Origin of the sequence: Allobranchiibius sp. CTAmp26 (genome assembly GCF_017565405.1) — a bacterium.
In the GTDB taxonomy this organism is placed as follows: Bacteria; Actinomycetota; Actinomycetes; order Actinomycetales; family Dermatophilaceae; genus Allobranchiibius.
Window position 1 is genome coordinate 66,096 of sequence record NZ_JAGEKR010000019.1, and the last position, 21,907, is coordinate 88,002.

A 21,907-nucleotide genomic window follows, 5' to 3' on the forward strand; every position below is an offset into this window, starting at 1 on the left:
CCTGTCGGTGCACCGTGTCAGGCTGCCCGACATGTTCCTGATGGAGGCCTTCCTCGTCGGCGCCGTCGTCGGCGCCTTGCTCGTGATGCTGACGCTTCGCACGGTGTACGCCGCACGCAACGTCGCGCTCACCACCGAGCGCGACCTGCTGCGGGCGCGGATCACCGATCTGGAGCTCGCCGATCGGGACGACCAGCGCACCGCAGGGGTGCTGGGGCCGTTGGGTGAGACTCTGCTGCGCGTCGAGCGGCAGGTGGGAGTGCTCGAGCGTGACCGTCTCGAACAGTGGGGCGAGCTCGGTGCCCGGCTCGACCAGGTCGGCTCGACCACCATCCGCCTCCAGCAGGAGACCGCGGCGCTGGCCGGCGCGCTGAAGTCCTCCAATGTCAGTGGCACCTGGGGCGAGACCCAGCTGCGGCGGCTGCTCGAGCACGCGGGAATGCTGGCCCGTTGCGACTTCGAGGAACAGGTCAGCGCGCGGGCGCGCGACGGCGCCGCCGTACGCCCCGACGTCGTGGTCCACCTGCCGGGTGGGCGCACCCTGGTCGTCGACAGCAAGGCGCCGCTGACCTCCTACCTCGCGGCCCAGCGTGAGGGCATCGACGAGACCGCACGTTCGGCCGCGCTGCAGGCCCATGCGCGCGCTCTGAGCGGGCATCTGGATGCGCTGGCTGCGAAGGGGTATTGGACCGCTTTCGCCGGGTCACCGGAGATGGTGGTGGCCTTCGTCCCCTCCGACGCCGTGCTGTCCGCGGCCCTGCTGGCCGACCCGGCGATCTTCGAGCGCGCCATCGCGCGCAGGGTCGTGCTCGCTTCTCCCAGCACCCTGCTGGCGCTGTTGCGCACTGTGGCGTTCAGCTGGCAGCAGGACGATCTGAACGCGAACGCCCGCGAGCTGCTGGAGCTGGGCAAGACGCTCTACGAGCGCCTGGCGACGCTCGGGCGGCACGCCGACAAGCTCGGCAGCACGCTGCACCGCTCAGTGGAGGCGTACAACGCGCTGCTCGGCACGCTGGAGAGCCGGGTGCTGGTCACCGCGCGCAAGATGCACGAGCTCGGGCTGGCCGATCAGCCCCCGGCGACCCCGTCCCCCGTGCAGGACGCCGTACGCCCGCTCACCGCCCGGGAGCTCATCGACGCCGTCGACCGCGACATGGCCGAGGCCGGAGAGACGACCCGACCGCAGCTGGACTTTCGCGCCGGGATGTCAGGCGGGGAGGGTGATGGGGCTCAGCGCAGTGCGCCGGCGTCGTGACGCACCTTGTCGTCGTCGTTTCCGGCGAGCTTGAGGTCGCGGCGCAGCTCGTTCGGGAGGGCGAAGAGCAGGCTCTCCTGCGCGGCCTGGACGGCGGTGACGTCCTCGAAGCCGCGTTCGGCCAGATAGTCGAGCACGTCCCGCACCAGCACCTCCGGCACGGACGCCCCCGAGGTGACACCCACCGTCGTGACCCCCTGCAGCCAGCTCTCGTCGATCTCGTCGGCGTAGTCGACCAGGTGGCCGGCGCGCGAACCGTGCTCGAGTGCGACCTCGACCAGACGCACGGAGTTGGAGGAGTTGCGGCTGCCGACCACGATCATCAGGTCGGTGTCCGGCGCCATCTGCTTGACCGCCAACTGGCGGTTCTGGGTCGCGTAGCAGATGTCATCCGAGGGCGGGTCCTGCAACTTCGGGAACTTCTCGCGCAACCGGCGGACGGTCTCCATCGTCTCGTCCACCGAGAGCGTGGTCTGGGAGAGCCAGACGACCTTCTCCGGATCGCGCACGGTGACCGCGTCGACGTGGTCGGGGCTCTGCACCAGGGTGATGTGCTGGGGCGCCTCCCCCGCGGTACCCACGACCTCCTCGTGGCCCTCGTGCCCGATGAGCAGGATGTCGAAGTCGTCGCTCGCGAACCGCACGGCTTCGCGGTGCACCTTGGTGACCAGCGGGCACGTGGCGTCGATCGTCTTCAGCTTGAGGGCAGCGGCCTCCTCGTGCACCACGGGCGCCACTCCGTGCGCGGAGAAGATGACCGTCGCGCCCTCGGGCACCTCGTCGGTCTCTTCCACGAAGATCGCGCCGCGCTTCTCCAGGGTCGTCACGACGTGCTTGTTGTGCACGATCTCCTTGCGCACGTAGACGGGCGGACCGTAGAGATCGAGGGCCTTCTGCACCGTCACGACGGCGCGGTCCACACCGGCGCAGTACCCCCGCGGGGCGGCGAGCAGGACCCGCTTGGTGCGCGAGGGTGCGGCCGCCACTGGAGTACTCGTCATACGAATCAGTCTACGGTGGCCGCGTGACCGCGCCGCTTCCGGAGAAGGCCGCCGACACCACGGCCGAGCAGCCCTGGCCGGTGCGCACCCTCTCGATGCGGATCAGCGAGTACGTCGACAAGATGTCGCCGCTGTGGGTCGAGGGGCAGATCGTGCAGTTGCAACGGCGACCCGGTGCCCCGACCTGCTACGTCACCCTGCGCGATCCCGACGTGGACATGTCGCTGTCGGTGACCGTGCACGTGAACACGCTCGACGCGATGGGCCCGGGCATCGGTCCCGGCGCGCGGGTGGTGGTGCAGGCCAAGCCGACGTTCTGGACCAAGCGCGGATCCCTGCACCTGGACGCCCGGCAGATGCGGCCGGTCGGCGTCGGCGACCTGCTGCTGCGGCTGGAACACCTCAAACAGCTGCTGCGCAGCGAAGGCCTCTTCGACGCCTCCCGCAAACGTCCGCTGCCGTTCCTCCCGCGCCGGGTCGGCCTCATCTGCGGCCGTGCGAGCGCCGCCGAGAAGGACGTCGTGGAGAACACCCGGTTGCGCTGGCCCGCGACGCAGTTCGAGATACGCCAGGTCGCCGTGCAGGGGCCGGGCACCGTCGAGCAGGTGGGCGCGGCCCTGGCCGAGCTCGACGCCGTCCCCGATATCGATGTCATCGTCATCGCGCGGGGCGGTGGCGCGTTCGAGGACCTGCTGCCGTTCAGCAACGAGGCGCTGCTGCGCGCGGTGGCCGCGGCGCGCACCCCGGTGGTCAGCGCGATCGGTCACGACGTGGACACCCCGCTGCTCGACTTCGTCGCGGATCTGCGTGCCTCGACCCCCACGGACGCCGCGCGCCGGATCGTGCCCGACCTCGCCGAGCAGCGCGCCGGCCTGGAGAGGCTGCTCGGCCGAGCCGCCCGGTCGCTGCGGCATCACGCCGCGATGGAGCGTCGTCGGCTGGATCAGCTCTGCGCGGCACCGGCACTGCGCGACCCGGTGACCATGGTGAGCCGCCGCGCGGACGTGGTGCAGCAGCTCCGCACGCGGTCCACCTCGGTCGTGACGCGCCGGATTGATCGGGCACACGACCAGGTGGATCACCTCGCGGGCCAGCTGCGGGCACTGTCCCCGTGGGAGGTGCTGCAGCGGGGGTACGCCGTGGTCCGCACCCAGGACGGCGAAGTCATCACCGACGTCGCGCAGGTGGCACCGTCCGACCTGTTGCGCGTCACCGTCGCCCAGGGCGACTTCGCGGTGCGGCCGGTGACCGAGCCGTGAAGCCCGCACGGCGGCCCGACCGACGTCGCTGCCGACGCCACCACCGATCACTCGACGAGTTGGAGTTCTAAGACATGGCCACCACCCAGCCGGAGCCCGCCGGCGCAGCATCAGCCGAGGACCGCGGCGCCACCACGCACGACGACATCGCCGAGCTCGGTTACGAGGACGCGCGCGACCAACTCGCTGCGATCGTGACGCGGTTGGAGAGCGGCGAGCCGAGCCTGGAGGACAGCATGCGGCTCTGGGAGCGCGGCGAAGCGCTCGCCGCGCACTGCCAGAAGTGGCTCTCCGACGCCGAACACCGCATCGATGCCATGACGGCCGAGCGCGACTGATCGCTCAGGCGGTCCGCGAGGCAGCCTGTCGTCCCGACCACGCCTCGGCACCGGCAAGGATCGCGGTGAGGACTCCCAGCGCCGCCGAGACGCTCACGCCGTACTCGAATGCCTGCGAGAAGTCGCCGCGGGTGCTCGCCAGCTGCCCGAAGAACACGGTGCCGACGACCGCGATGCCGAGCGCGGTGCCCGTGCGCTGGAAGACCTGGTAGGCCGCACCCGCCGAGCTGGCCTGCTGGACCGGCACCTGCGACACCGCGCGGGTCTGGTTGGCGGGGAGTACGAGGCCGTTGCCGAAACCCGCGATCGCGAGCGGCAGCGCCATCCACCACCCCACCTGTGCACCGGACTCGATCCGTACCGCGACGATCGTCAGCAGCAGACCCGCGGCGAACAGCAGGGAGCCGGTGGTGAGGAAGGCGATCGGGTGGTCGGGGCCCTTGGTGCCCGACAGCCGCGACGCCGGGATGGTGGCGGCCGCGAACGCCGTCACCGTCAGGCCGGCCTGCCACGCGGTGTACCCCTGGCCCATCTGCAGATAGACCGTCAGCACGAAGAAGATCGAGGTGAACGCCCCGAAATACAGGAGCCCGGTGACCGACCCGAAGCTGAAGCTGCGCAGGGAGAACAGCCCCAGATCCAGCACCGGTGACTTGCCCCGGGACTCCACGCGGCGCTCCCACACCACGAAGAGGGCCAGGAAGACGACGGCCGCGACGTACAACGGGTAGCGCAGCGCGCCGGACCACTCGCGCTGCTCCACCAGCGGCAGCAGGAGCGAGACGATGCCGACACAGAAGAGCAGGGATCCGACCGGGTCCAACTGCGGACGCCGACCGTCGCCGCGGCTGCTGGTCACACCCGCCCGGGTGAGAAGTCGCGCGGCGAACGGGATGGCGACCAACCCGATCGGCAGATTGACGAAGAAGACCGCGCGCCAGCCGTGTTCGGGACCGAACAGGGCGATGAGCCCCCCGCCGGCCAGCGGCCCTGCTGCGGTGGACACACCCGCGATCGCACCGAAGTAGCCGAAGGCCCGACCGCGCTCGGGACCGCGGAAGAGCTGCTGGATGATGCCGTTGACCTGCGGGGTGAGGAGACCGGCGAAGACGCCCTGCAGCAACCGGAAGACGATGATCGCCAGGGGCGACCACGCCAGCCCGCAGGCGACGCTGGCGACCACGAAGCCGGTGATCCCGATCAGGAACATCGTGCGCCGTGAGTAGGCATCACCGAGCCGGCCGGCGGGGACGAGCACCAGCCCGAACGTCACGGCGTACCCGGAGAGCACCCACTGCAGGTCCGGCGCGGACGCCTTGAGGCCCTCCTGCATGGAGGGCAGGGCGACGTTGACGATGCTGACATCGAGCAGGCACATGAAGACGGCACCGAGGCACACGATGAGCGCCAGCCATCTCGCCGGGTTGCCGCCCTCGGGATGACCGTCCGGGTCGGTCACGATGTCGGGTGCAGCGTGCTGTGGCTGAGCGGCCGTAGCGCAGCGGCGAACTGGTTCAGCTGCGACCACGGAGCGGTCCCGATGACCGCGGTCGTCAGGCCACCGAGGGGCACCGTCCGCACCAGCGCTTGCTGCTCGCCGTCGTTGCGTTCGTACCGGATCCAGGTCGCGCCGCCCAAGGAGATCGTGCCCACCCGCTTGGCCGCCCCGGTCTGGCGGGTCACCCAGGCCGCATCGCCGGCACTGGTCTGGACCACGGCGGCGTAGTGGGTGCCGGGGGTGGTGTAGCCCGCCTGCCAGGTGTCCGGTGGGTTGTCGGTCATCAGCGTGACGTTGGTGGCCGTCCACCCCGTCGGCAGGCCGTCCGCGACGGCGACGTCCCACTTCTGCTCGTCGCCGACTTCCCGGGCGATCGCCGCGACGTTCGCGACCGGCTGCTGGACCGAGCCGACCCGCGGCACGAGGGCGATCAGCACCAGACAGCCCGCAACGAGCACGATCATCGAGATCACCATGTTCTTCGCGGTGCCGCTCATCCCGCGCCGCGCGGGGGCCGGTGCGCCGGCCTGGGCCTGCGCGGAGGGTGGGGTGCTCACCCCTCCATGGTCGCCCATGACCGCGTACCGGACGCAGCCGCCTGCCGTCTCACCCCCGATAGACTCACCGAGCGAGATCGAGGGGCCCCGCTGGCGGGCCCGACCCGCCGACCGAGGAGTCGCATGTCCACCGATGAGGCAAGCCGTCACAGCGCCGAGGTGCCGGATCGCAACCTGGCCCTCGAGCTGGTGCGGGTCACCGAGGCGGCCGCGATGGCCGGCGGACGCTGGGTCGGACGCGGCGAGAAGAACGACGCCGACGGCGCGGCGGTCGCCGCGATGCGCCGGGTCATCTCGTCGGTCGCGATGAACGGCGTGGTCGTCATCGGCGAGGGCGAGAAGGACGAGGCCCCGATGCTCTTCAACGGAGAGCACGTGGGTGACGGGACCGGCCCCGGCGTCGACGTCGCCGTCGACCCGATCGACGGCACCACTCTCACCGCCAAGGGCATGAGCAACGCGGTGTCGGTGATGGCTGTGAGCGAGCGCGGTTCGATGTACGACCCCAGTTCGGTCTTCTACATGGACAAGCTCGCTGCCGGACCCGACATCGCCGACGTCGTGGACATTCGCCTCCCGGTGGCCGAGAACATCCGCCGAGTCGCCAAGGCCAAGCGAGTGAGCGCCGCCGACGTCACCGTGGTGATGCTCGACCGGCCGCGTCACGAGCAGCTCGCGACGCAGATCCGCGACGCGGGAGCGCGCATCCGGTACATCGCGGACGGCGACGTCGCCGGCGCCATCATGGCCGCCCGACCCGACACCGGCATCGACCTGCTGCTCGGGATCGGCGGCACCCCCGAGGGCATCATCACGGCCTGTGCGATGAAGGCTCTCGGCGGCACCATCCAGGGTGTCCTGGCGCCGAAGGACGACGACGAACGGCAGAAAGCCATCGACGCCGGACTCCACCTGGACACCGTGCTCAGCACCAACGAGCTCGTGCGCGGCGACAACGCCTTCTTCGTCGCGACCGGCATCACCGACGGCGAGCTGCTGCGCGGTGTGCGCTACCGCGCGGACGGCTGCTTCACCCAGTCGCTGGTGATGCGATCCAAGAGCGGCACGATCCGGTTGATCGACGCGCACCACTCGCTCGCCAAGCTGCGCGAGTACACGGCCGCGGCGGGCTGAGGACCCACCGTGCACCCCTCGACGCTGGTCATCGGCGAGGCTCTCATCGACATCGTGCGCGGCACCGACGGCTCGGTGCGCGAGCATGTCGGCGGGTCGCCGTTCAACACGGCGATCGGGCTCGGCCGGCTCGGCCATCCGGTCTCACTCGCGACCTACATCGGCGACGACGCCTACGGGCTCGCCATCAGTGATGCCCTGTCGGTGGACGGCGTCGACCTCACACCCGGCAGCGTGACCGCGCCGGCCACGCCCACGGCACGTGCCACCCTCGATGAAACCGGCGCGGCCACCTACGACTTCGACCTCGCCTGGGCTCCGCGGACGCCGCTGCCCGGCTCCCGGGGCCACCTGCACACCGGCTCGATCGCCACAGCGCTGCAACCGGGTGCTAGCGCCGTCCGCGACGCCGTCGTCGCGCATCGCGCGCAGGGCACCATCTCGCTCGACCCCAATCCCCGTCCCACGATCATCGGTGAGGCCGCCTCGGTGCGGTCCGGCATCGAGGAGCTGGTCGGCTTGTCCGACGTCGTGAAGGCCAGCGACGAGGACATCGCGTGGCTGTACGGCGAGGACGCGGATCTCGGTGAGGTGCTGCGGTTGTGGGGCCAGCTGGGCCCCTCGCTCGTGGTCGCGACCCGCGGCGGGGACGGCGCCCTCGTGCACCTCAGCGGCACGGGCGAGCTCGTCGACGTGCCGGGCCGGCGCGTGGCACTGGTCGACACCGTGGGGGCCGGAGACTCGTTCATGTCCGGGATGCTGTCCTGGCTGCTGGACGAGGATCTACTCGGCGCGGCCGACGCCCGAGACCGGTTGCGCGTTGCGCCCCGCGAGGCGCTGCTCGCCGCGGTCGATCGGGGTGTCGCGACATCGGCGGTGACGGTCTCCCGAGCCGGGTCCCAGCCGCCGACCCGGGCCGAGCTCGGCCTACCGGGGGCCGGGTCGGACTGACAGGTCGTCGACCGAGGCGTCCGCGGACATCTCGACGGCGAGCCGGACCGCGGCCGCGATCGACTCCGGCCGGATGTAGTTGCTGCCGACGTAGTGCTGGCCGCCGCTCTCGATCAGTTCACGCTGCATGTCGGTGTCGACGCGCCCGGGGTAGATCGAGGTCACGCGCACCCCGTGCTCGCGCTCCTGCTCGCGCAACGAGTCGGCGAACGCCCGGACCGCGAACTTGCTGGCCGCGTAGAGCGCGGTGTCGGCGCGGGCTGTCAGTCCGGCGCCGGAGTTGATCACCACGACCGTGCCGTGCGCCCGTCGTAGGGCCGGCAGCAACAGCCGCGTGAGATCGGCGACCGCCACGACGTTCAACTCCATCGTGTGCCGCCAGTCCGCCCGGTCCAACGACGTGACCGGCCCGTGGCCCAGGACGCCGGCCGAGTGCACGACGGCGTCGAGATCGCCGACGGACTCCGCGGCCGCCCGGGTGGCGTCCTCGTCCGCCAGATCGGCGACGAAGGGCTCGGCGGACCGCAGGGCGGCACAGGTCTGCTTCACCGAGGCGTCGTCACGCCCTCCGATCAACAGGTCGTGGGTGGGTGACAGGGTCTGCGCGATCGCCCGACCGATCCCTCGGGTGCCACCGGTGATCAGGACTCGCTTGCCGCTGCTGCTCATGCCTGCACCCTACGAAACCGGCGGTGCCACCGCCCCTCACCAGCGCAAGCCTGCCTTCAGCAGGGAAGCCTCCACGTGCAGGCGTTCCTCCCGTGACAACGGCGGCCGGGCGGGGTGCGGCAGTTCCAGCGCCGCGCAGCACTCCAGCAGGATGTCCTCGTAGGCCAGCTCGATCGCGTTCAGGCGGCGTTTACGGGCCGGCCCACCGCCGGCGCGCACGAGTTGCAGCTCGGAGCCCAGCCGGTGCAGGTCGTCGGCGAGGCGCTCGATGGGCCGGTGCGTGGGGTGCAGGGCCATCGCGCCCTTGCGCAGCCGTCGCAGGAGCCAGGGGATCTTGAACGCGAGGCTGATCACGGCGGCGGGCACGATGCAGATCAGCAGGTATTCGACCAGCACGCGCATGCGGCCTCCCCGCCCTACGCCGCAGGGCCGGACCCGTGGATCGGATTCGGCCCTGCGGTCCTACTGTCTGCAGCCCCGTCAGGAGGCCTGTCGCGGCTCCGCACTCTGCGACGCCGCGTTCGATTCCCTGCTCTTCGCCCGCTCCAGAGCGGCCTTGCGCTGCTCTTCGTTGTCCCGGGCGATCTCGGCGGCGCGGTCGTCGTCGCGGGTCAGGCAGTCGCCCGACTCCGGGTCGAAGACGTGCATAAACGACGGGTCGAAGACCAGGTCGGCCTCCTGCCCCTCCCGCACCCGCGAGCGCGAGTCGAGGTTGACGACCATCTGGGTGCGCATGCCCTCACCGTCGAGGTCGCGGTCCAGTTCCTCCAGGGTGCCCTGCAGGGACGGGTCGGAGTCGAACGGGATGTAGGCGTACTGCTCGTTGCCCAGCCACTCCGTCACATCGACCACGGCCTTGAACGGGACGCCGTGCGAGATGTTGTCACCGAGCGAGGCGTCCTTGATGTGCTCGGGACGCAACCCCACGATGACCGCGTTCTTACCCTTGACCTTCTCCGCGAGCTCACCGGTCAGCTCGACGTCGGCGATGGGCATCTTGAGGGTGTTGCCCTCGACCCGAGCGGGCAGGAAGTTCATGGGCGGCGAGCCGATGAACCCGGCCACGAACAGGTTGATCGGCTGTTCGTAGAGCTCCCGCGGCGACGCGCACTGCTGCAGGATGCCCTTCTTCAGCACGGCAACCCGGTCGCCAAGGGTCATGGCCTCGGTCTGGTCGTGGGTGACGTAGAGCGTCGTCACACCCAGCCGGCGCTGCATCCGCGCGATCTCGGTGCGCATCTGGCCGCGCAGCTTGGCGTCCAGGTTGGACAGCGGCTCGTCGAAGAGGAACGCGTCGGCCTCCCGGACGATCGCGCGGCCCATCGCGACGCGCTGGCGCTGACCACCGGACAGGTTGGCCGGTTTGCGCTCGAGGTGCTCACGCAGCTCCAGCATGTCGGCGGCGGTGTTGACCTTCTCCTTGATCTCGTTGTCGCTGTGCTTGCCCTTGGCGAGACGCAGCGGGAACGCGATGTTCTCGAAGACGGTGAGGTGCGGGTAGAGCGCGTAGTTCTGGAACACCATGGCCAGGTTGCGATCCCGGGGAGCGAGGTCGTTGACCCGCTTGCCGTTGATGTCCAGTTCACCGGAGGTGATGTCCTCCAGACCCACGACCATCCGCAGCAGCGTGGACTTCCCGCAACCGGAAGGCCCGACCAGGATCATGAACTCGCCGTCGGCGATGTTGAGCGAGACGTCGTTGACGGCGGGGAACCCGTCGCCGTACTTCTTCACGATGTTCTTCAGTTCGATGCTTGACACTGGCTAGCTCCTTCGTGCGATACGGCGGGGACGCCGGTCAGCCCTTGACGGCGCCGGAGGTGAGTCCGGCGACGATCCGGCGCTGGAAGAGCAGCACCAGGATGACGACGGGAATGGTGACGACGACCGCTGCCGCGCAGATGGCGCCGGTCGGCTGGGTGAACTGGCTGGCTCCCGTGAAGGAGTTCAGTGCCGCCGGGACGGTCTGCGCGCGAGCGGCGGTCAGGTTGCTGGAGAAGACGAAGTCGTTCCACGCGGTGAAGAACGCGATGATCGCTGTCGTGAAGACCCCCGGCGCGGCCAGCGGGGCGACCACCTTGACGAAGGCCTGCCAACTGCTTGCGCCGTCGACCTGCGCGGCCTGCTCCATCTCCCAAGGGATCTGCTGGAAGAACGCCGACAGGATCCAGATCGACAGCGGCAGTGTCAGCGTGATGTAGGGGATGATCAGGCCGGGCAGGGTGTCGAACAGGTGCAGAATCCGCCACAGGTTGAACAGCGGCGTCACCATGGCGATCACCGGGAAGAACGACACCGTCAGGGCGGTGATCAGGATGGCCTTCTTGCCGGGGAAGTCGAGCCGGGCGATCGCGTACGCGCAGAACGTCGCCAGCACCACGCTGATGAGCGTGGCCACCAGACACACCACGATGGAGTGCCACAGCGCCGGGACGAACAGATCCTTGGCGCCGCCGGTGAAGATCAGGCTGTAGTTGTCCCACGAGATGCTCTTGGGCCAGAAGTTGCCGAAGACGTTCTGCTGCTGATCGGCCAGGGCGGTCGTGCTCTTCAACGAGGTCGCGACGATCCACACGATGGGGATCAGCGTCCACAGCATGATGGGCACGGAGGCGCCGGCGAGCCCCCACTTGGTCTTGTTGGTTTCCATTACTTGTTGCCCCCTGTCAGGTCGACCTTGAACAGCCGGACCAAGCCGGCGGCGATGATGAGCACGAAGACGAACAGCAGGACCGCGAGCGCGGATCCCATGCCGATCTCCGCCTGACTGACAGTGGTCTGACCGACCAGCATCGACAGCGTGTTGGTGTTGTTGGCCCCGCCGGTCATGATGAACGGGTTGTCATAGATGCGGAACGCATCCAGTGCCCGGAAGACGACGGCGACCATGATCGCGGCCTTCATGCTCGGGAAGACGACCTTCACCTGGCGTTGCCACCACGACGCACCGTCCACCTCGGCGGCTTCCTCCATCGACCTGTCGACCTGGGCGAGCCCCGCCAGCAGCAGCAGCGACATGAACGGGGTGGTCTTCCAGATCTCCGACAGGCAGATGATCGTCAGCGACGACCACGTGCCGCCGAACCAGTTGTACGTCGGATCGAAGGCACCGAACGAGAGGAAGTGCAGCCAGTGGTTGAAGAAGCCGGTGTCGAACTTGAACGCGTAGAGCCAGGAGAACGCCGAGACGACCGTGATGATCGAGTACGGGATGAGCACCACCGTGCGCAGCGTCTTGCGCGGCAGCACGATCTTGTTCATCACCATCGCGATCGCCATGCCGAAGATCAACTCCACGATCAACGTGACGATCGTGATGAACGCGGTGATGCCGGTGGCCTTCCAGAACAACGGATCACTGAGGGAGGTGATGTAGTTCTGGAACCAGACGAACTTGCGGGCCGCCGGGTCGGTCAGCCGGTAGTTGAACAGCGACAGGTAGAGCGCGTAGGCGATCGGATAGAACGTCACCAGCAGCATCACGATGAATGCCGGACCGGCGAGCTTCCATCCGAGCCTGCGCTCGCCCCGGGTCCGATCGGACAGCCCGGCCTTCTTCTCCGACCGGCGCGCCGACGAACGTTCGCCGGTCGTGGTCTCAGCGACGGTGCTCACAGCAGTGCCTTTCCCTTCAGGACATTGGAAATGAAGGTCTGAGCGTTCTTCGGCGTGTTGGCGCTGACCGAAGCCGGCGGGCTGAACTCCTGCTGCAGCCCGGTGGAGATGTCAGACCAGTAGGGCGACAGCGGCCGCGGGGTCGCCGTCCCCAGCGACTGCAGAATGGTGGCGGCGATCCCGTTGGGGAACGCCTTCTTCACCGCCGGGTCCGAGAACGCGGCCTTCCGGCTGGCCGGGTTACCGGCCTTGGCCATGTACGAGGCCTGGTTGGCCTCGCTCGTGATGCAGGAGGCCGCGTCGTACGCCTGCGCCACGTGGTTGCTCGTCTTGCCGACCGCGAGGTCGATGCCGCCGAACGGTGGCGCCGCCACCTTCCCGTCGACCGTGCGCGGGTAGATCGTCGCCGCGATGTCGCTCTTGTTGCCGGTCAGCGCGGCGTACGTGTACGGCCAGTTGACCAGGAACGCCGCTGCACCGCTCTGGAAGAGGTTGAGCGCCGCCGTCTCGTCGGAGGAGCCGATCGCGGGTCCACCGAGGCCCGACTTGGCGATCTGGGAGATGATCGACGCCGCGTCCTTGCCGGCCGGCGTGTTCAGGCCGAGCTTGGTCTTGTCAGCCGTGGCACTGGGGTTCTGCACGATCGACCCGCCACCGCCGGCGACCAGGGCGTTGATCCAGACCGAATACCCCTCGTAGAGCTTGGCCTGCACCCCGATCTGCTTCTTCTCCTTCTTGGCCGCCGCGATGACCTGCGCCCAGGTGACGGGTTTGCTCATGTCGAGACCGGCCGCCTTGGCGACCGACTTGCGGTACCAGAGCAGCTGGGTGTTGGCCCAGAACGGCGCCGCGATGAGCTTGCCGTCGAAGGTCGCACCCTTGATGGCCGAGGGCACCCGGTCGGCCGTGAAGTCGGCGACCTTGTCGGCCGGCACGGGAGCGAGGAGCTTGGCCGACGCGAACTGGGTGACATACGCCGGATCCATGCTCATCAGGTCCATCGAGTTGTCACCGGAGATGAGCCGCCGCAGTAGTTGGGTGCGCTGATCGTCGGCCGGGTTGGGCAGCAGCTGCACCTTGATTGTGTACTCGCCGTGGGAAGCCTTCGAGCAGGCCAACGCCAGGGACGCCTGGCCGCCCTTGCTCGCGTCGGTGTTGCCGACGTCCGGGTTGATGTACCAGGTCAACGAAGCCTTGCCGCCGCTACTACTGCTGCTGCTACCGCAGGCGGCGAGCCCGACACTGGCGAGCATCACACCCGCCGCTGCCAGGGCGATGCCACGACGTCGTGGCGCTGAATTCTTCATCCCGTGTGGCTCCTACCTCGGCGGTCGCGAAGGTCGTGAACGACCCAAGTGTGACGCACACCACTCTCGCCATGCCGACCCCGTTCGGCAAGGCGAATGGCCACACTCGTGCGAATGTTTCCTAATCGGTACCTACCCGTCGGTATCGAATCCAGCGCCCGCCGGAGGCTGCCACGGGTCGTGCGGGGGCCCTGCGAAGGCACGGCATACCCTGGCCAGCGAGCGAACCGGCTGCCGACCCCGCGAAGGAACGACCCTCTCCATGCCTTCTGTGCCCTCTGCGCCTCCTGTGCCTTCTGTGCCTCTTGTGCCCGACTTCGGCTACGAGGACCTGCTGCCCATCGGGGCGGACACGACGACCTACCGCCGGATCACCGCCGACGGGGTCCGGACCGTCGAGGGACCGGGCGGGCGCACCTTCCTCGAGGTCGACCCCGCCGCGCTGCGGTTGCTCGCCGACACCGCGATGCACGACATCGCGCACTACCTGCGCCCCGCCCACCTCGCGCAGCTGCGCCGGATCGTCGACGACCCGGACGCGAGCAACAACGACAAGTTCGTGGCCCTGGACCTGCTGAAGAACGCCGGCATCGCCGCCGCCGGGGTGCTGCCGATGTGCCAGGACACCGGCACCGCCATCGTGATGGGCAAGAAGGGCTCCCACGTGCTGGTGGACGGTGAGGCACCCGACGAGGCGGCGCTGGCCCACGGCGTCTACGACGCCTACACCCGACTCAACCTGCGCTACTCCCAGATGGCACCGCTCACCACCTGGGAAGAGACCAACACCGGCTCCAACCTGCCCGCGCAGATCGAGCTGTACGCCGACAGCGCGCCCGGGCACGAGACCGCGTACAAGTTCCTCTTCATGGCCAAGGGCGGCGGCTCGGCCAACAAGTCCTTCCTCTTCCAGGAGACCAAGGCCGTCCTCAACCCCGACGCGATGCTCGCGTTCCTGGACGAGAAGCTGCGCGGCCTCGGCACCTCGGCCTGCCCGCCGTACCACCTGGCCATAGTGATCGGCGGGACAAGTGCGGAGTTCGCGCTGAAGACCGCGAAGTACGCGAGCGCGAAGTACCTGGACGAGCTGCCCACCCACGGGTCGCCGGTCGGCCACGGGTTCCGTGACGTCGACCTGGAGGAGCAGGTGCTCGAGCTGACCCGGCAGTTCGGGATCGGCGCGCAGTTCGGCGGCAAGTACTTCTGTCACGACGTGCGGGTGGTGCGCCTGCCGCGGCACGGCGCGTCGCTGCCGGTCGCGATCGCGGTGAGCTGCTCGGCGGACCGCCAGTGCCTGGGCAAGATCACCGCCGACGGCGTCTTCATCGAGCAGTTGGAGACGGACCCGGCGCGCTTCCTGCCGGAGGTCACGCACGAGCAGCTCGACGGCGCCGGGGACGACGAGGCGGGCGTCGTCGAGATCGACCTGAACCGCCCGATGGAGGAGATCCTCGCCGAGCTGACCAAGCACCCCGTCAAGACTCGGCTCTCGCTGACCGGGCCGCTGGTCGTGGCGCGCGACATCGCGCACGCCAAGATCAAGGAGCGCCTCGACGCCGGCGAGCAGATGCCGGACTACCTGAAGCAGCACGCCGTCTACTACGCCGGGCCGGCCAAGACTCCCGAGGGTTACGCGTCCGGTTCGTTCGGGCCTACGACGGCCGGCCGGATGGACTCCTACGTCGAGCAGTTCCTAGCAGCCGGCGGCTCGATGGTGATGCTGGCCAAGGGCAACCGCAGCAAGCAGGTGACCGATGCCTGTCGCGCGCACGGCGGGTTCTACCTCGGCTCGATCGGCGGGCCGGCGGCGCGCCTCGCGCAGGACTGCATCACCTCCGTGGAGGTGCTGGAGTACCCGGAGCTGGGCATGGAGGCCATCTGGAAGATCGAGGTGCGCGACTTCCCGGCGTTCATCGTGGTCGACGACAAGGGCGAGGACTTCTTCGCCGCCGCCGCCAAACCCACCGCATTCACCATCGGAAGGAGGCCGGGGCTGTGACCGGCTTCGAGGACCTACTGCACGCCAACCAGACCTTCGCCGACACGTTCGCTCTCGGCGGCTTCGACGGCGTCGCCGCAGCGGGCGTCGCGATCGTCACCTGCATGGACTCGCGCATCGATCCACTCGGGATGGTCGGGCTCCAGCCGGGCGACGCCAAGATCTTCCGCAACCCGGGCGGCCGGGTGACCGACGCTGCGTTGGAGGCTCTGGTCCTCGGGGTGCACCTGCTCAAGGTCGAGCGGATCATGGTCGTGCCGCACACCCGCTGCGCGGTGGCAACGGCGACGGAGCGCGAACTGCGTGCCCGCGTCAGCGCATCCGCCGGCGTCGACGTCACCTGGCAGCGGTTCCACGTCGTCGACGACCAGGTGGAGGCACTCGCCGAGGATGTGGCCAAGGTTCGCACCCACCCGCTGATCCCCGACCGGGTGCAGGTGGGCGGTTTCGTGTACGACGTCGACACCGGTCTGCTGCACCAGCACGTCTGACCCGCACCACCACCCTCATCGATCGGAGCACCCGTGCCTGACGCGCACCCCATCCCGCAGCGGTACGACGAGGCCGCGCGACGGCTCGCGCGAACGGCGTACGAGACCCTCGAACCGCTGCACGTGGTCGCCTACTTCAACCCGGTCATCCGCGAACAGCAGAAGAGCAGCGGCTTGTCCCGGATGGCGCGCTACCTCGCGGGTCGTGGTGCGCCGCTCGGTGAATGCCCCGGCGCGGTCGTCGCCGCGACCTTCTACAACTTCAACCCGGCAGCGGTCGTGCCCGCCTGGGACGAGGCGGTCGCGTTCGGATTGGAGCGCACCTACGCGATGCACCTCGAGGCGATCGAGGCGACCCTGCGGGCCGCATTCGGCCCGCTGGCCCAAGACCCGGAGCTCGCCCGCATCGCGGGCCGCCTCGGCGAGATCGGTCAGGGGCTGTCCTACGCCGGCCGGCCGCTGGCCGCGGCATGGGCCGCGACCGCCGTGCCGGACGAGCCGCATCTACGGCTGTGGCACGCGTTCGCAGCGCTGCGCGAGTACCGCGGCGACGGGCACCTGGCCGCCCTCGTGCAGGCCGGGCTCACCAGCGCCGAGGCGATCGTCTTCCACGAGGCGCCCCATCCGGACCCGGCGCTGCGGCGGCGCGCCCTGGGTGCGGACTTCTCCAAGAAGTCGCGCGCCTGGTCCGATGAGGAGTGGGGTGCAGCCACGGACTCCCTGCGGGAGCGCGGCCTGCTGGACGACCAGGGCACCATCAGCCCCGCCGGGGTCGTCCTCTACGACGCGCTCGAGACCGCGACCGACGACGCCGCAGCCGGCGTCTTCGCCGGGGTGTCCGACGCCGCCGATCTCATCGCCGCCAGTCGACCGTTCGTGAAGGCCGTCCTCGACGCAGGCGTCCTGCCGGGGACCGTCGCCAAGGGCGCCTGAGGCTCCGCTCTATGCAGATCAGCGGGCTGCGGGTCCATCCCGTGAAGTCGACCGCGATCCGAGCGGTGCAGACCGCGTACGTGTCCCGCGCCGGTCTGCGGGGCGACCGCGAGTGGATGGTGGTCGACGGCAGCGGCGAGTTGGTCTCGGCGCGTGAGCTCCCCCTGCTGTTCTCGGTGGTGACCGACAACCGCGCGACCGGCGTCGACGTCGACCTGCGTCTCAGCGCGCCGGGGGTGGACAGCCTCGACGTGACGCGGCCGCAGACCACTCCGGTGGCGGTGCGGATGTTCTCCGACCCGCCGATGCAGGCTCGCCCGGTCGGCGACCGCGCGGACGCGTGGCTGCGTCGCGCACTCGGCCACGACGACCTGCACCTGGTGTGGTGCGACGATCCGACCCGCCGGCCGCTCGACCCCGACCACAGCCGAGTGGGCGACCACACCGCGTTCGCCGACGGGTTCCCGATCAACCTGGTCACGGACGCCTCGGTGCGGCAGCTGGACGCCTGGGTCCGCCAGACGGCGGACGAGCGCGCCGAGACACCGGTCCCGATCTCGGCCGCCCGTTTCCGGGCCAACATCGAGATCACCGGCGCGCCGGAGCCGTTCGAGGAGGACCACTGGTCGCGCATCCGGATCGGCGAGGTCGACTTCCGGGTGCCGCTGCCCTCCGCGCGGTGCGTGATGACGACCATCGACGACGACCTGCGCAAGGGGAAGGAACCGATCCGCACCCTGGCCCGGCACCGCAGGTGGGACGGCAAGACCTGGTTCGCCGCCAACCTCATCCCGGACGGCGAGGGCACGCTCAGCGTCGGCGACGAACTCACGGTGCTGGAACGGGTTCGGCCCGCCTGAGAGACGGCCGGCGCCACCTCGATTCGAATTTCTCGGCAACCCACCGCACCTCGCGGATACGCGCCGTACCGTTGCGTTGTCACGCGCTTCCGGAGGACCCGATGGCACGCACCTTCGTGGCCACAGGCCCATCCGTGGCGCGCCGTGCCGCACTACGCGGGGGGTTCGGCCTCGCGGCGCTCGGTGCCCTCGCTGCCTGCGACGCCTCCGATCCACGTGCGGCGGAGAACCCGACCCGATCCGGCACCGCCACCCAGCCGGAACGCAGCTCCTCCCCTCCTCGCCGGCGTATCCCGACGTCCGGGCAGGCAATGCCGCAGGGCGATCTCAAGGGGTGGACACAAGTCATCGCCGAGGATTTCGACACCGACGTCCCGCTGGGGGGCTTCGTGGCGACCGAGAACGGCGTCATCGCGAGCACCTGCGCGGGGTACCCGGCATACGGCGACCGGTTCGGTCTCTACTGGAACGGGCCGAGCGGCGACGGTGGCCTCTACCGAGCGGACCGCACGCTGTCGGTCGCGAACTCACTGCTCGACATCTACGTCCACCATGACGCGGCGTTCGGAAAGCTCATGTGCGCGGCGTTCTTCCCCTACCGCCCGGGAACGACGTCGAATCTGCGCACCTACGGCCGGTGGTCCTACCGCATGCGTGCGTATGGCGCCCGCGCGCCCGGCATCAGCAGCGTGAGCCTGCTCTTCCCCGAATTGCAGTCGCAATGGCCGAAATCGGGCGAGATGGACTGGCCGGAGTCGGACGTGAGCGGCGTGCTGGGAGGGAACAACCACCCGGCCGGATTCCTGGACAACCCGTCGGTCGAGATCCCCGCAGGCGTCGCACGCTGGTCGGACTGGCACACCTTCACCATCGAGTGGCGCAAGGACTCGCTGGTCTACCTGCTGGACGGCGTCGCGATGCTCACCACGACGCAGCACGTCCCCGACAAACCCCTCAAGTGGGACACCCAGTGCGCACCCAGCGCCGGCGTCCGCGGAGAGGATCTTGTGGGGGTCTCGGCACACATCCAGCTGGACTGGGTCGTCGCCTACGACCCGGCCTGATCCTCGGGGCGCCGCCGGTTCAACCGGCTCGGGACGGGTTCCGCTTCGGCCAACGATCGGCAACACTGAAGCACACGGGTCCAGATTGGACCATCAGCCTTCAGCCAGCGCGAGGTCACCGGTGTCCCCAGTTCTTCCGCACACGATTACGGACCACGTCTCCCGACGCACCGCCCTCGCGGGGGTGGGCACCGTCGCCGCGGTTGCGGCAGTGACGCCGGCGCTGCGACGGCCACTCGACCCGAGCTGGAACGCAGATGTGAGCCCCTCGGGAATGAACATGCCCACCGGCGACCTCGCGGGCTGGAACCAGGTGATCGCGGAGGACTTCGACGTCGACTTCCCCCGTGGTGCCTTCGTCACCGACCAGCAGGGCGCTCTGCTCCCGTCGTGCGCAGCCCATCAGACGTACGCACGTCGCCTGTGCGCCTACCCCGAGGGATGGAAGACGCAGAACGGCGACGGGATCTACTCCCCCGACCGGACCATCTCCACCAACGATTCGCTGCTGGACTTCTACCTGCACACCGACGGCGGACTGAATCGCGCGGTGTCCGCCGCGTTGTTCCCCCTTCGGCCTGGTGGCGCGGACAACGCGCGGACCTTCGGGCGGTGGTCCTGGCGGATGCGCGCGTCCGGCGTCACCGGCGCGGGCTGGGGGTGCGTCTCCCTCCTGTGGCCGGAGAACTCGCAGGACTGGCCGGGGTCGGGCGAGGCGGATTGGCCGGAGGGTGACATCTCCGGCCTCGTCTCCGGATGGAATCACCCGCGCAGCCCTGTCCCGGCACAGACGCTCATTCCCGGGAACGGCGCCCTGTGGGCCGACTGGCACACGTACACCATCGAGTGGCGCCAGGATTCCCTCAGCTATTTCGTCGACGGCGTCCGGACTTTCGCGACGAGCATCGCCGTGCCGTCGACGCCGATGAGATGGCTCACCCAGAGCGGACCGAACGACGGATCGCTCGCGTCCTCGACCTCCGCGCACCTGCAGATCGACTGGGTGGTCTCCTACGACCCTGCCTGACCGATGCCGGGCAATCCCCCTCATTGACCGGGATTACCCACGGCGGAGGAAACATTTACCAGTTCCGTTCGATTCTCCGCCGTATTCTCGCCGTTTCTCGAACTTAACCTCTGGCTCCAACCATCTCCTGTGCCTTCGGTCGACCTGCCGAAGCGGCCGGGGTGGGCGCGAGCGAAGCGGGTCACCATGTCGGGCCTTTCCGTCAGTCGGCGAGCATTGTTGGGTGGGGCTGCGGCCATCGGCATCGGCGGGGCTGCGTTGCGCGGTTCGGCCGCGGCCGCGACCGTCGGATCGGGTGTGGCCATGCCGCTCGGCAATCTGCCCGGGTGGAAGCAGACCATCGCGGAGGACTTCAACACCGCGATCCCTCTCGGAGGGTTCGTGGCGTCGCCGACGACGTACGGCGAGCTCGCCCAGAACTGCGCGGCGTACGCGACGTACGGGAAACGACTCGGCGTCTACGGCAACGGGTCCGCCAACACCTACGGCTACTACGACGTGAGCAAGACCCTTTCCACGTCCTCGTCCGTGCTGGACACCTACCTGCACGTGGACCCCGCCACGAGCAGGCGGGTGAGTGCCGCCGTCTTCCCGCTCCGAGGCGGCCTGCAGAACTCCCACACCTACGGGCGCTGGTCCTACCGTATGCGGTCGTACAACGCCACGGGCAGCGGTTGGGGTTGCGCGACGCTCCTGTGGCCCGCCGACGACAAGGCCTGGCCGGCGTCGGGCGAGATCGACTGGCCCGAAGGGGACATCAAGGCGCAGCCCCTCGGCATGCCGGGCAAGATCAACGGCTTCTTCCACCCCCGCGACGCCACCAACGGCTGGGAGGGAACGGTCCAGATCCCGTCGCTCAACGGCATGTGGACCAACTGGCACACCTTCACCATCGAGTGGCTCCCCAACTCGCTGAAGGTCTATCTCGGCACCCAGCTCGTGATGGCGCGCACCAGCCACGTCCCGTCGACGCCGATGCGCTGGGTCTCTCAGACAGGCCCGAACAACGACGCCCTCGGGCGGCCGGTGCTGCCGTCGGGGTCCTCGCACGTGCAGATCGACTGGGTCGTCGCGTACGACCCTGCCTGATCTGCGGCGCGAGCGCAGTACCGTCGAGATGCAATCTCTCACCGAGATGAGCGAATACGGCTCGCGCTGGCTTACGATGTGACACATGCCGTCTCCTCGTAGCGCAGCGACCGATGAAGAGAGTCTGCTCGACGCGGCCCGGGAGTGCGTTCTCGCCGTCGGGTGGCGTCGTACGACGGTCACCGACGTAGCCCGCCGCGCCGGAGTCTCGCGGATGACGTTCTACCGTCGCTGGCCCGACATGACCGCGCTCACCGCCGATCTGATGACCCGCGAGTTCGCCGGGGCGGGGCGTTCGGTGCGCGGCCGGTCCGCGGACGGCCCGGTGGACGCCGCCTGGATCGCCGCCCGGGTGTCGGCGGCCGTCAGCGAGATCCGCAAGGATCCCCTCTTCCAGAAGATCGTCGACGTCGACCCGGAACTGTTGCTGCCCTACCTGCTCGATCGCCGTGGCCGCGCCCAGGACACCATGCTGGCGGCCCTGGTCGATCGCATCCGCGAGGGCCAGAAGAACGCGGACGTGCGCAGCGGCCGGCCCGAGGTGCTGGCGCGCACCGTGCTGCTCATCTGTCACGGTTTCGTCATCTCCACCCAGACGATGGTCGACGGGCGCTACTCCGACCGCATCGCGCGACGGGAACTGGCCCAGGCGGTGGAGAGCTACCTCTCCTGAATCCGCCCGGCCGACGAGAGTCAGCTGCGGCGGGGCGCTCGCGTGGGCGATGGGCGCCGCGGTCACTTTCCTACGCTGCCGCGCGTGGTCCGCGTTGGTGATGGGCGCCGCGGTCACTTTCCTACGCTGCCGCGCGTGGTCCGCGTAGGTGATGGGCGCCGCGGTCACTTTCCTACGCTGCCGCGCG

At 69.3% G+C, this 21,907-nt stretch carries 22 protein-coding genes; 13 read left to right on the top strand and 9 right to left on the bottom strand.

What is annotated here, in order from left to right:
- Positions 1 to 31 precede the first annotated feature (31 nt).
- The gene (locus J4030_RS14660) at positions 32 to 1,255 is read left to right on the top strand and encodes a DNA recombination protein RmuC (protein WP_208049972.1); all 1,224 of its coding nucleotides are present in this window, start codon (positions 32 to 34) and stop codon (positions 1,253 to 1,255) included.
- On the opposite strand, the gene J4030_RS14665 is transcribed toward J4030_RS14660, so the two are convergent.
- On the bottom strand, positions 1,231 to 2,256 hold the full coding sequence (locus J4030_RS14665) for a 4-hydroxy-3-methylbut-2-enyl diphosphate reductase (protein WP_208049973.1): 1,026 nt from the start codon (positions 2,254 to 2,256) through the stop codon (positions 1,231 to 1,233). The genes J4030_RS14660 and J4030_RS14665 overlap by 25 nt on opposite strands.
- 23 nt (positions 2,257 to 2,279) lie before the next feature.
- Between J4030_RS14665 and xseA the strand changes: the two genes are divergently transcribed.
- A complete protein-coding gene (gene xseA / locus J4030_RS14670; RefSeq protein ID WP_208049974.1) occupies positions 2,280 to 3,515 on the top strand; it encodes an exodeoxyribonuclease VII large subunit in 1,236 nt (411 codons plus the stop codon).
- Between the two features lie 74 nt (positions 3,516 to 3,589).
- On the top strand, positions 3,590 to 3,853 hold the full coding sequence (locus J4030_RS14675) for an exodeoxyribonuclease VII small subunit (RefSeq protein ID WP_208049975.1): 264 nt from the start codon (positions 3,590 to 3,592) through the stop codon (positions 3,851 to 3,853).
- Positions 3,854 to 3,857: 4 nt separating this feature from the next.
- Here J4030_RS14675 and J4030_RS14680 read toward each other — a convergent pair whose 3' ends face one another.
- Together J4030_RS14680 and J4030_RS14685 are read right to left on the bottom strand one after the other, a co-directional pair.
- A complete protein-coding gene (locus J4030_RS14680; protein ID WP_307864715.1) occupies positions 3,858 to 5,312 on the bottom strand; it encodes an MFS transporter in 1,455 nt (484 codons plus the stop codon).
- The gene (locus J4030_RS14685; protein ID WP_208049976.1) at positions 5,309 to 5,908 is read right to left on the bottom strand and encodes a DUF4245 domain-containing protein; all 600 of its coding nucleotides are present in this window, start codon (positions 5,906 to 5,908) and stop codon (positions 5,309 to 5,311) included. Before J4030_RS14685 ends, J4030_RS14680 begins: the two co-directional genes overlap by 4 nt.
- Positions 5,909 to 6,031: 123 nt before the next feature.
- Here J4030_RS14685 and glpX point away from each other — a divergent pair, with 123 nt between their 5' ends.
- Both glpX and J4030_RS14695 read left to right on the top strand, forming a co-directional pair.
- Positions 6,032 to 7,042: a class II fructose-bisphosphatase gene (glpX, locus tag J4030_RS14690; protein ID WP_208049977.1), complete on the top strand. Its 1,011-nt coding sequence runs from the start codon at positions 6,032 to 6,034 to the stop codon at positions 7,040 to 7,042.
- A 9-nt stretch (positions 7,043 to 7,051) separates the two neighbouring features.
- Positions 7,052 to 7,993: a carbohydrate kinase gene (locus J4030_RS14695; protein ID WP_208049978.1), complete on the top strand. Its 942-nt coding sequence runs from the start codon at positions 7,052 to 7,054 to the stop codon at positions 7,991 to 7,993.
- Here J4030_RS14695 and J4030_RS14700 read toward each other — a convergent pair.
- The 6 genes from J4030_RS14700 to J4030_RS14725 all read right to left on the bottom strand — a co-directional run bounded on the left by J4030_RS14700 (position 7,970) and on the right by J4030_RS14725 (position 13,584).
- Entirely contained in the window at positions 7,970 to 8,662 is a 693-nt protein-coding gene (locus J4030_RS14700) for an SDR family oxidoreductase (protein WP_208049979.1), read from the bottom strand. The genes J4030_RS14695 and J4030_RS14700 overlap by 24 nt on opposite strands.
- A gap of 36 nt (positions 8,663 to 8,698) precedes the next feature.
- Positions 8,699 to 9,064 (bottom strand): hypothetical protein, encoded by a 366-nt coding sequence (locus tag J4030_RS14705; RefSeq protein WP_208049980.1) that lies wholly within the window; start codon positions 9,062 to 9,064, stop codon positions 8,699 to 8,701.
- 78 nt (positions 9,065 to 9,142) lie between these two features.
- The gene (locus J4030_RS14710; protein ID WP_208049981.1) at positions 9,143 to 10,423 is read right to left on the bottom strand and encodes an ABC transporter ATP-binding protein; all 1,281 of its coding nucleotides are present in this window, start codon (positions 10,421 to 10,423) and stop codon (positions 9,143 to 9,145) included.
- Between the two features lie 37 nt (positions 10,424 to 10,460).
- The gene (locus J4030_RS14715; protein WP_208049982.1) at positions 10,461 to 11,312 is read right to left on the bottom strand and encodes a carbohydrate ABC transporter permease; all 852 of its coding nucleotides are present in this window, start codon (positions 11,310 to 11,312) and stop codon (positions 10,461 to 10,463) included.
- On the bottom strand, positions 11,312 to 12,277 hold the full coding sequence (locus J4030_RS14720; RefSeq protein WP_307864716.1) for a sugar ABC transporter permease: 966 nt from the start codon (positions 12,275 to 12,277) through the stop codon (positions 11,312 to 11,314). The genes J4030_RS14715 and J4030_RS14720 overlap by 1 nt, the downstream gene beginning before the upstream one ends.
- Complete coding sequence (locus tag J4030_RS14725; RefSeq protein ID WP_208049983.1) at positions 12,274 to 13,584, bottom strand: extracellular solute-binding protein; 1,311 nt, start codon at positions 13,582 to 13,584, stop codon at positions 12,274 to 12,276. Before J4030_RS14725 ends, J4030_RS14720 begins: the two co-directional genes overlap by 4 nt.
- A gap of 307 nt (positions 13,585 to 13,891) precedes the next feature.
- On the opposite strand from J4030_RS14725, the gene J4030_RS14730 reads away from it, so the two are divergent.
- The 8 genes from J4030_RS14730 (at position 13,892) to J4030_RS14765 (ending at position 21,720) form a co-directional block, all read left to right on the top strand.
- Positions 13,892 to 15,583 carry a fumarate hydratase gene (locus tag J4030_RS14730; RefSeq protein WP_307864717.1) on the top strand — a complete coding sequence of 564 codons (1,692 nt, stop codon included), beginning with the start codon at positions 13,892 to 13,894 and terminating at the stop codon, positions 15,581 to 15,583.
- A complete protein-coding gene (locus J4030_RS14735) occupies positions 15,580 to 16,074 on the top strand; it encodes a carbonic anhydrase (RefSeq protein ID WP_208049985.1) in 495 nt (164 codons plus the stop codon). The genes J4030_RS14730 and J4030_RS14735 overlap by 4 nt, the downstream gene beginning before the upstream one ends.
- A gap of 33 nt (positions 16,075 to 16,107) precedes the next feature.
- Positions 16,108 to 17,007: a hypothetical protein gene (locus J4030_RS14740; protein WP_208049986.1), complete on the top strand. Its 900-nt coding sequence runs from the start codon at positions 16,108 to 16,110 to the stop codon at positions 17,005 to 17,007.
- 11 nt (positions 17,008 to 17,018) lie between these two features.
- Entirely contained in the window at positions 17,019 to 17,867 is an 849-nt protein-coding gene (locus tag J4030_RS14745) for an MOSC domain-containing protein (protein WP_208049987.1), read from the top strand.
- Between the two features lie 101 nt (positions 17,868 to 17,968).
- Positions 17,969 to 18,931: a glycoside hydrolase family 16 protein gene (locus J4030_RS14750; RefSeq protein ID WP_208049988.1), complete on the top strand. Its 963-nt coding sequence runs from the start codon at positions 17,969 to 17,971 to the stop codon at positions 18,929 to 18,931.
- Positions 18,932 to 19,052: 121 nt separating this feature from the next.
- Positions 19,053 to 19,958: a glycoside hydrolase family 16 protein gene (locus tag J4030_RS18335; RefSeq protein ID WP_208049989.1), complete on the top strand. Its 906-nt coding sequence runs from the start codon at positions 19,053 to 19,055 to the stop codon at positions 19,956 to 19,958.
- A 129-nt stretch (positions 19,959 to 20,087) separates the two neighbouring features.
- Positions 20,088 to 21,047: a glycoside hydrolase family 16 protein gene (locus J4030_RS18340; RefSeq protein ID WP_208049990.1), complete on the top strand. Its 960-nt coding sequence runs from the start codon at positions 20,088 to 20,090 to the stop codon at positions 21,045 to 21,047.
- A gap of 85 nt (positions 21,048 to 21,132) precedes the next feature.
- Positions 21,133 to 21,720: a TetR/AcrR family transcriptional regulator gene (locus J4030_RS14765; RefSeq protein ID WP_208049991.1), complete on the top strand. Its 588-nt coding sequence runs from the start codon at positions 21,133 to 21,135 to the stop codon at positions 21,718 to 21,720.
- Positions 21,721 to 21,907: the final 187 nt, after the last annotated feature.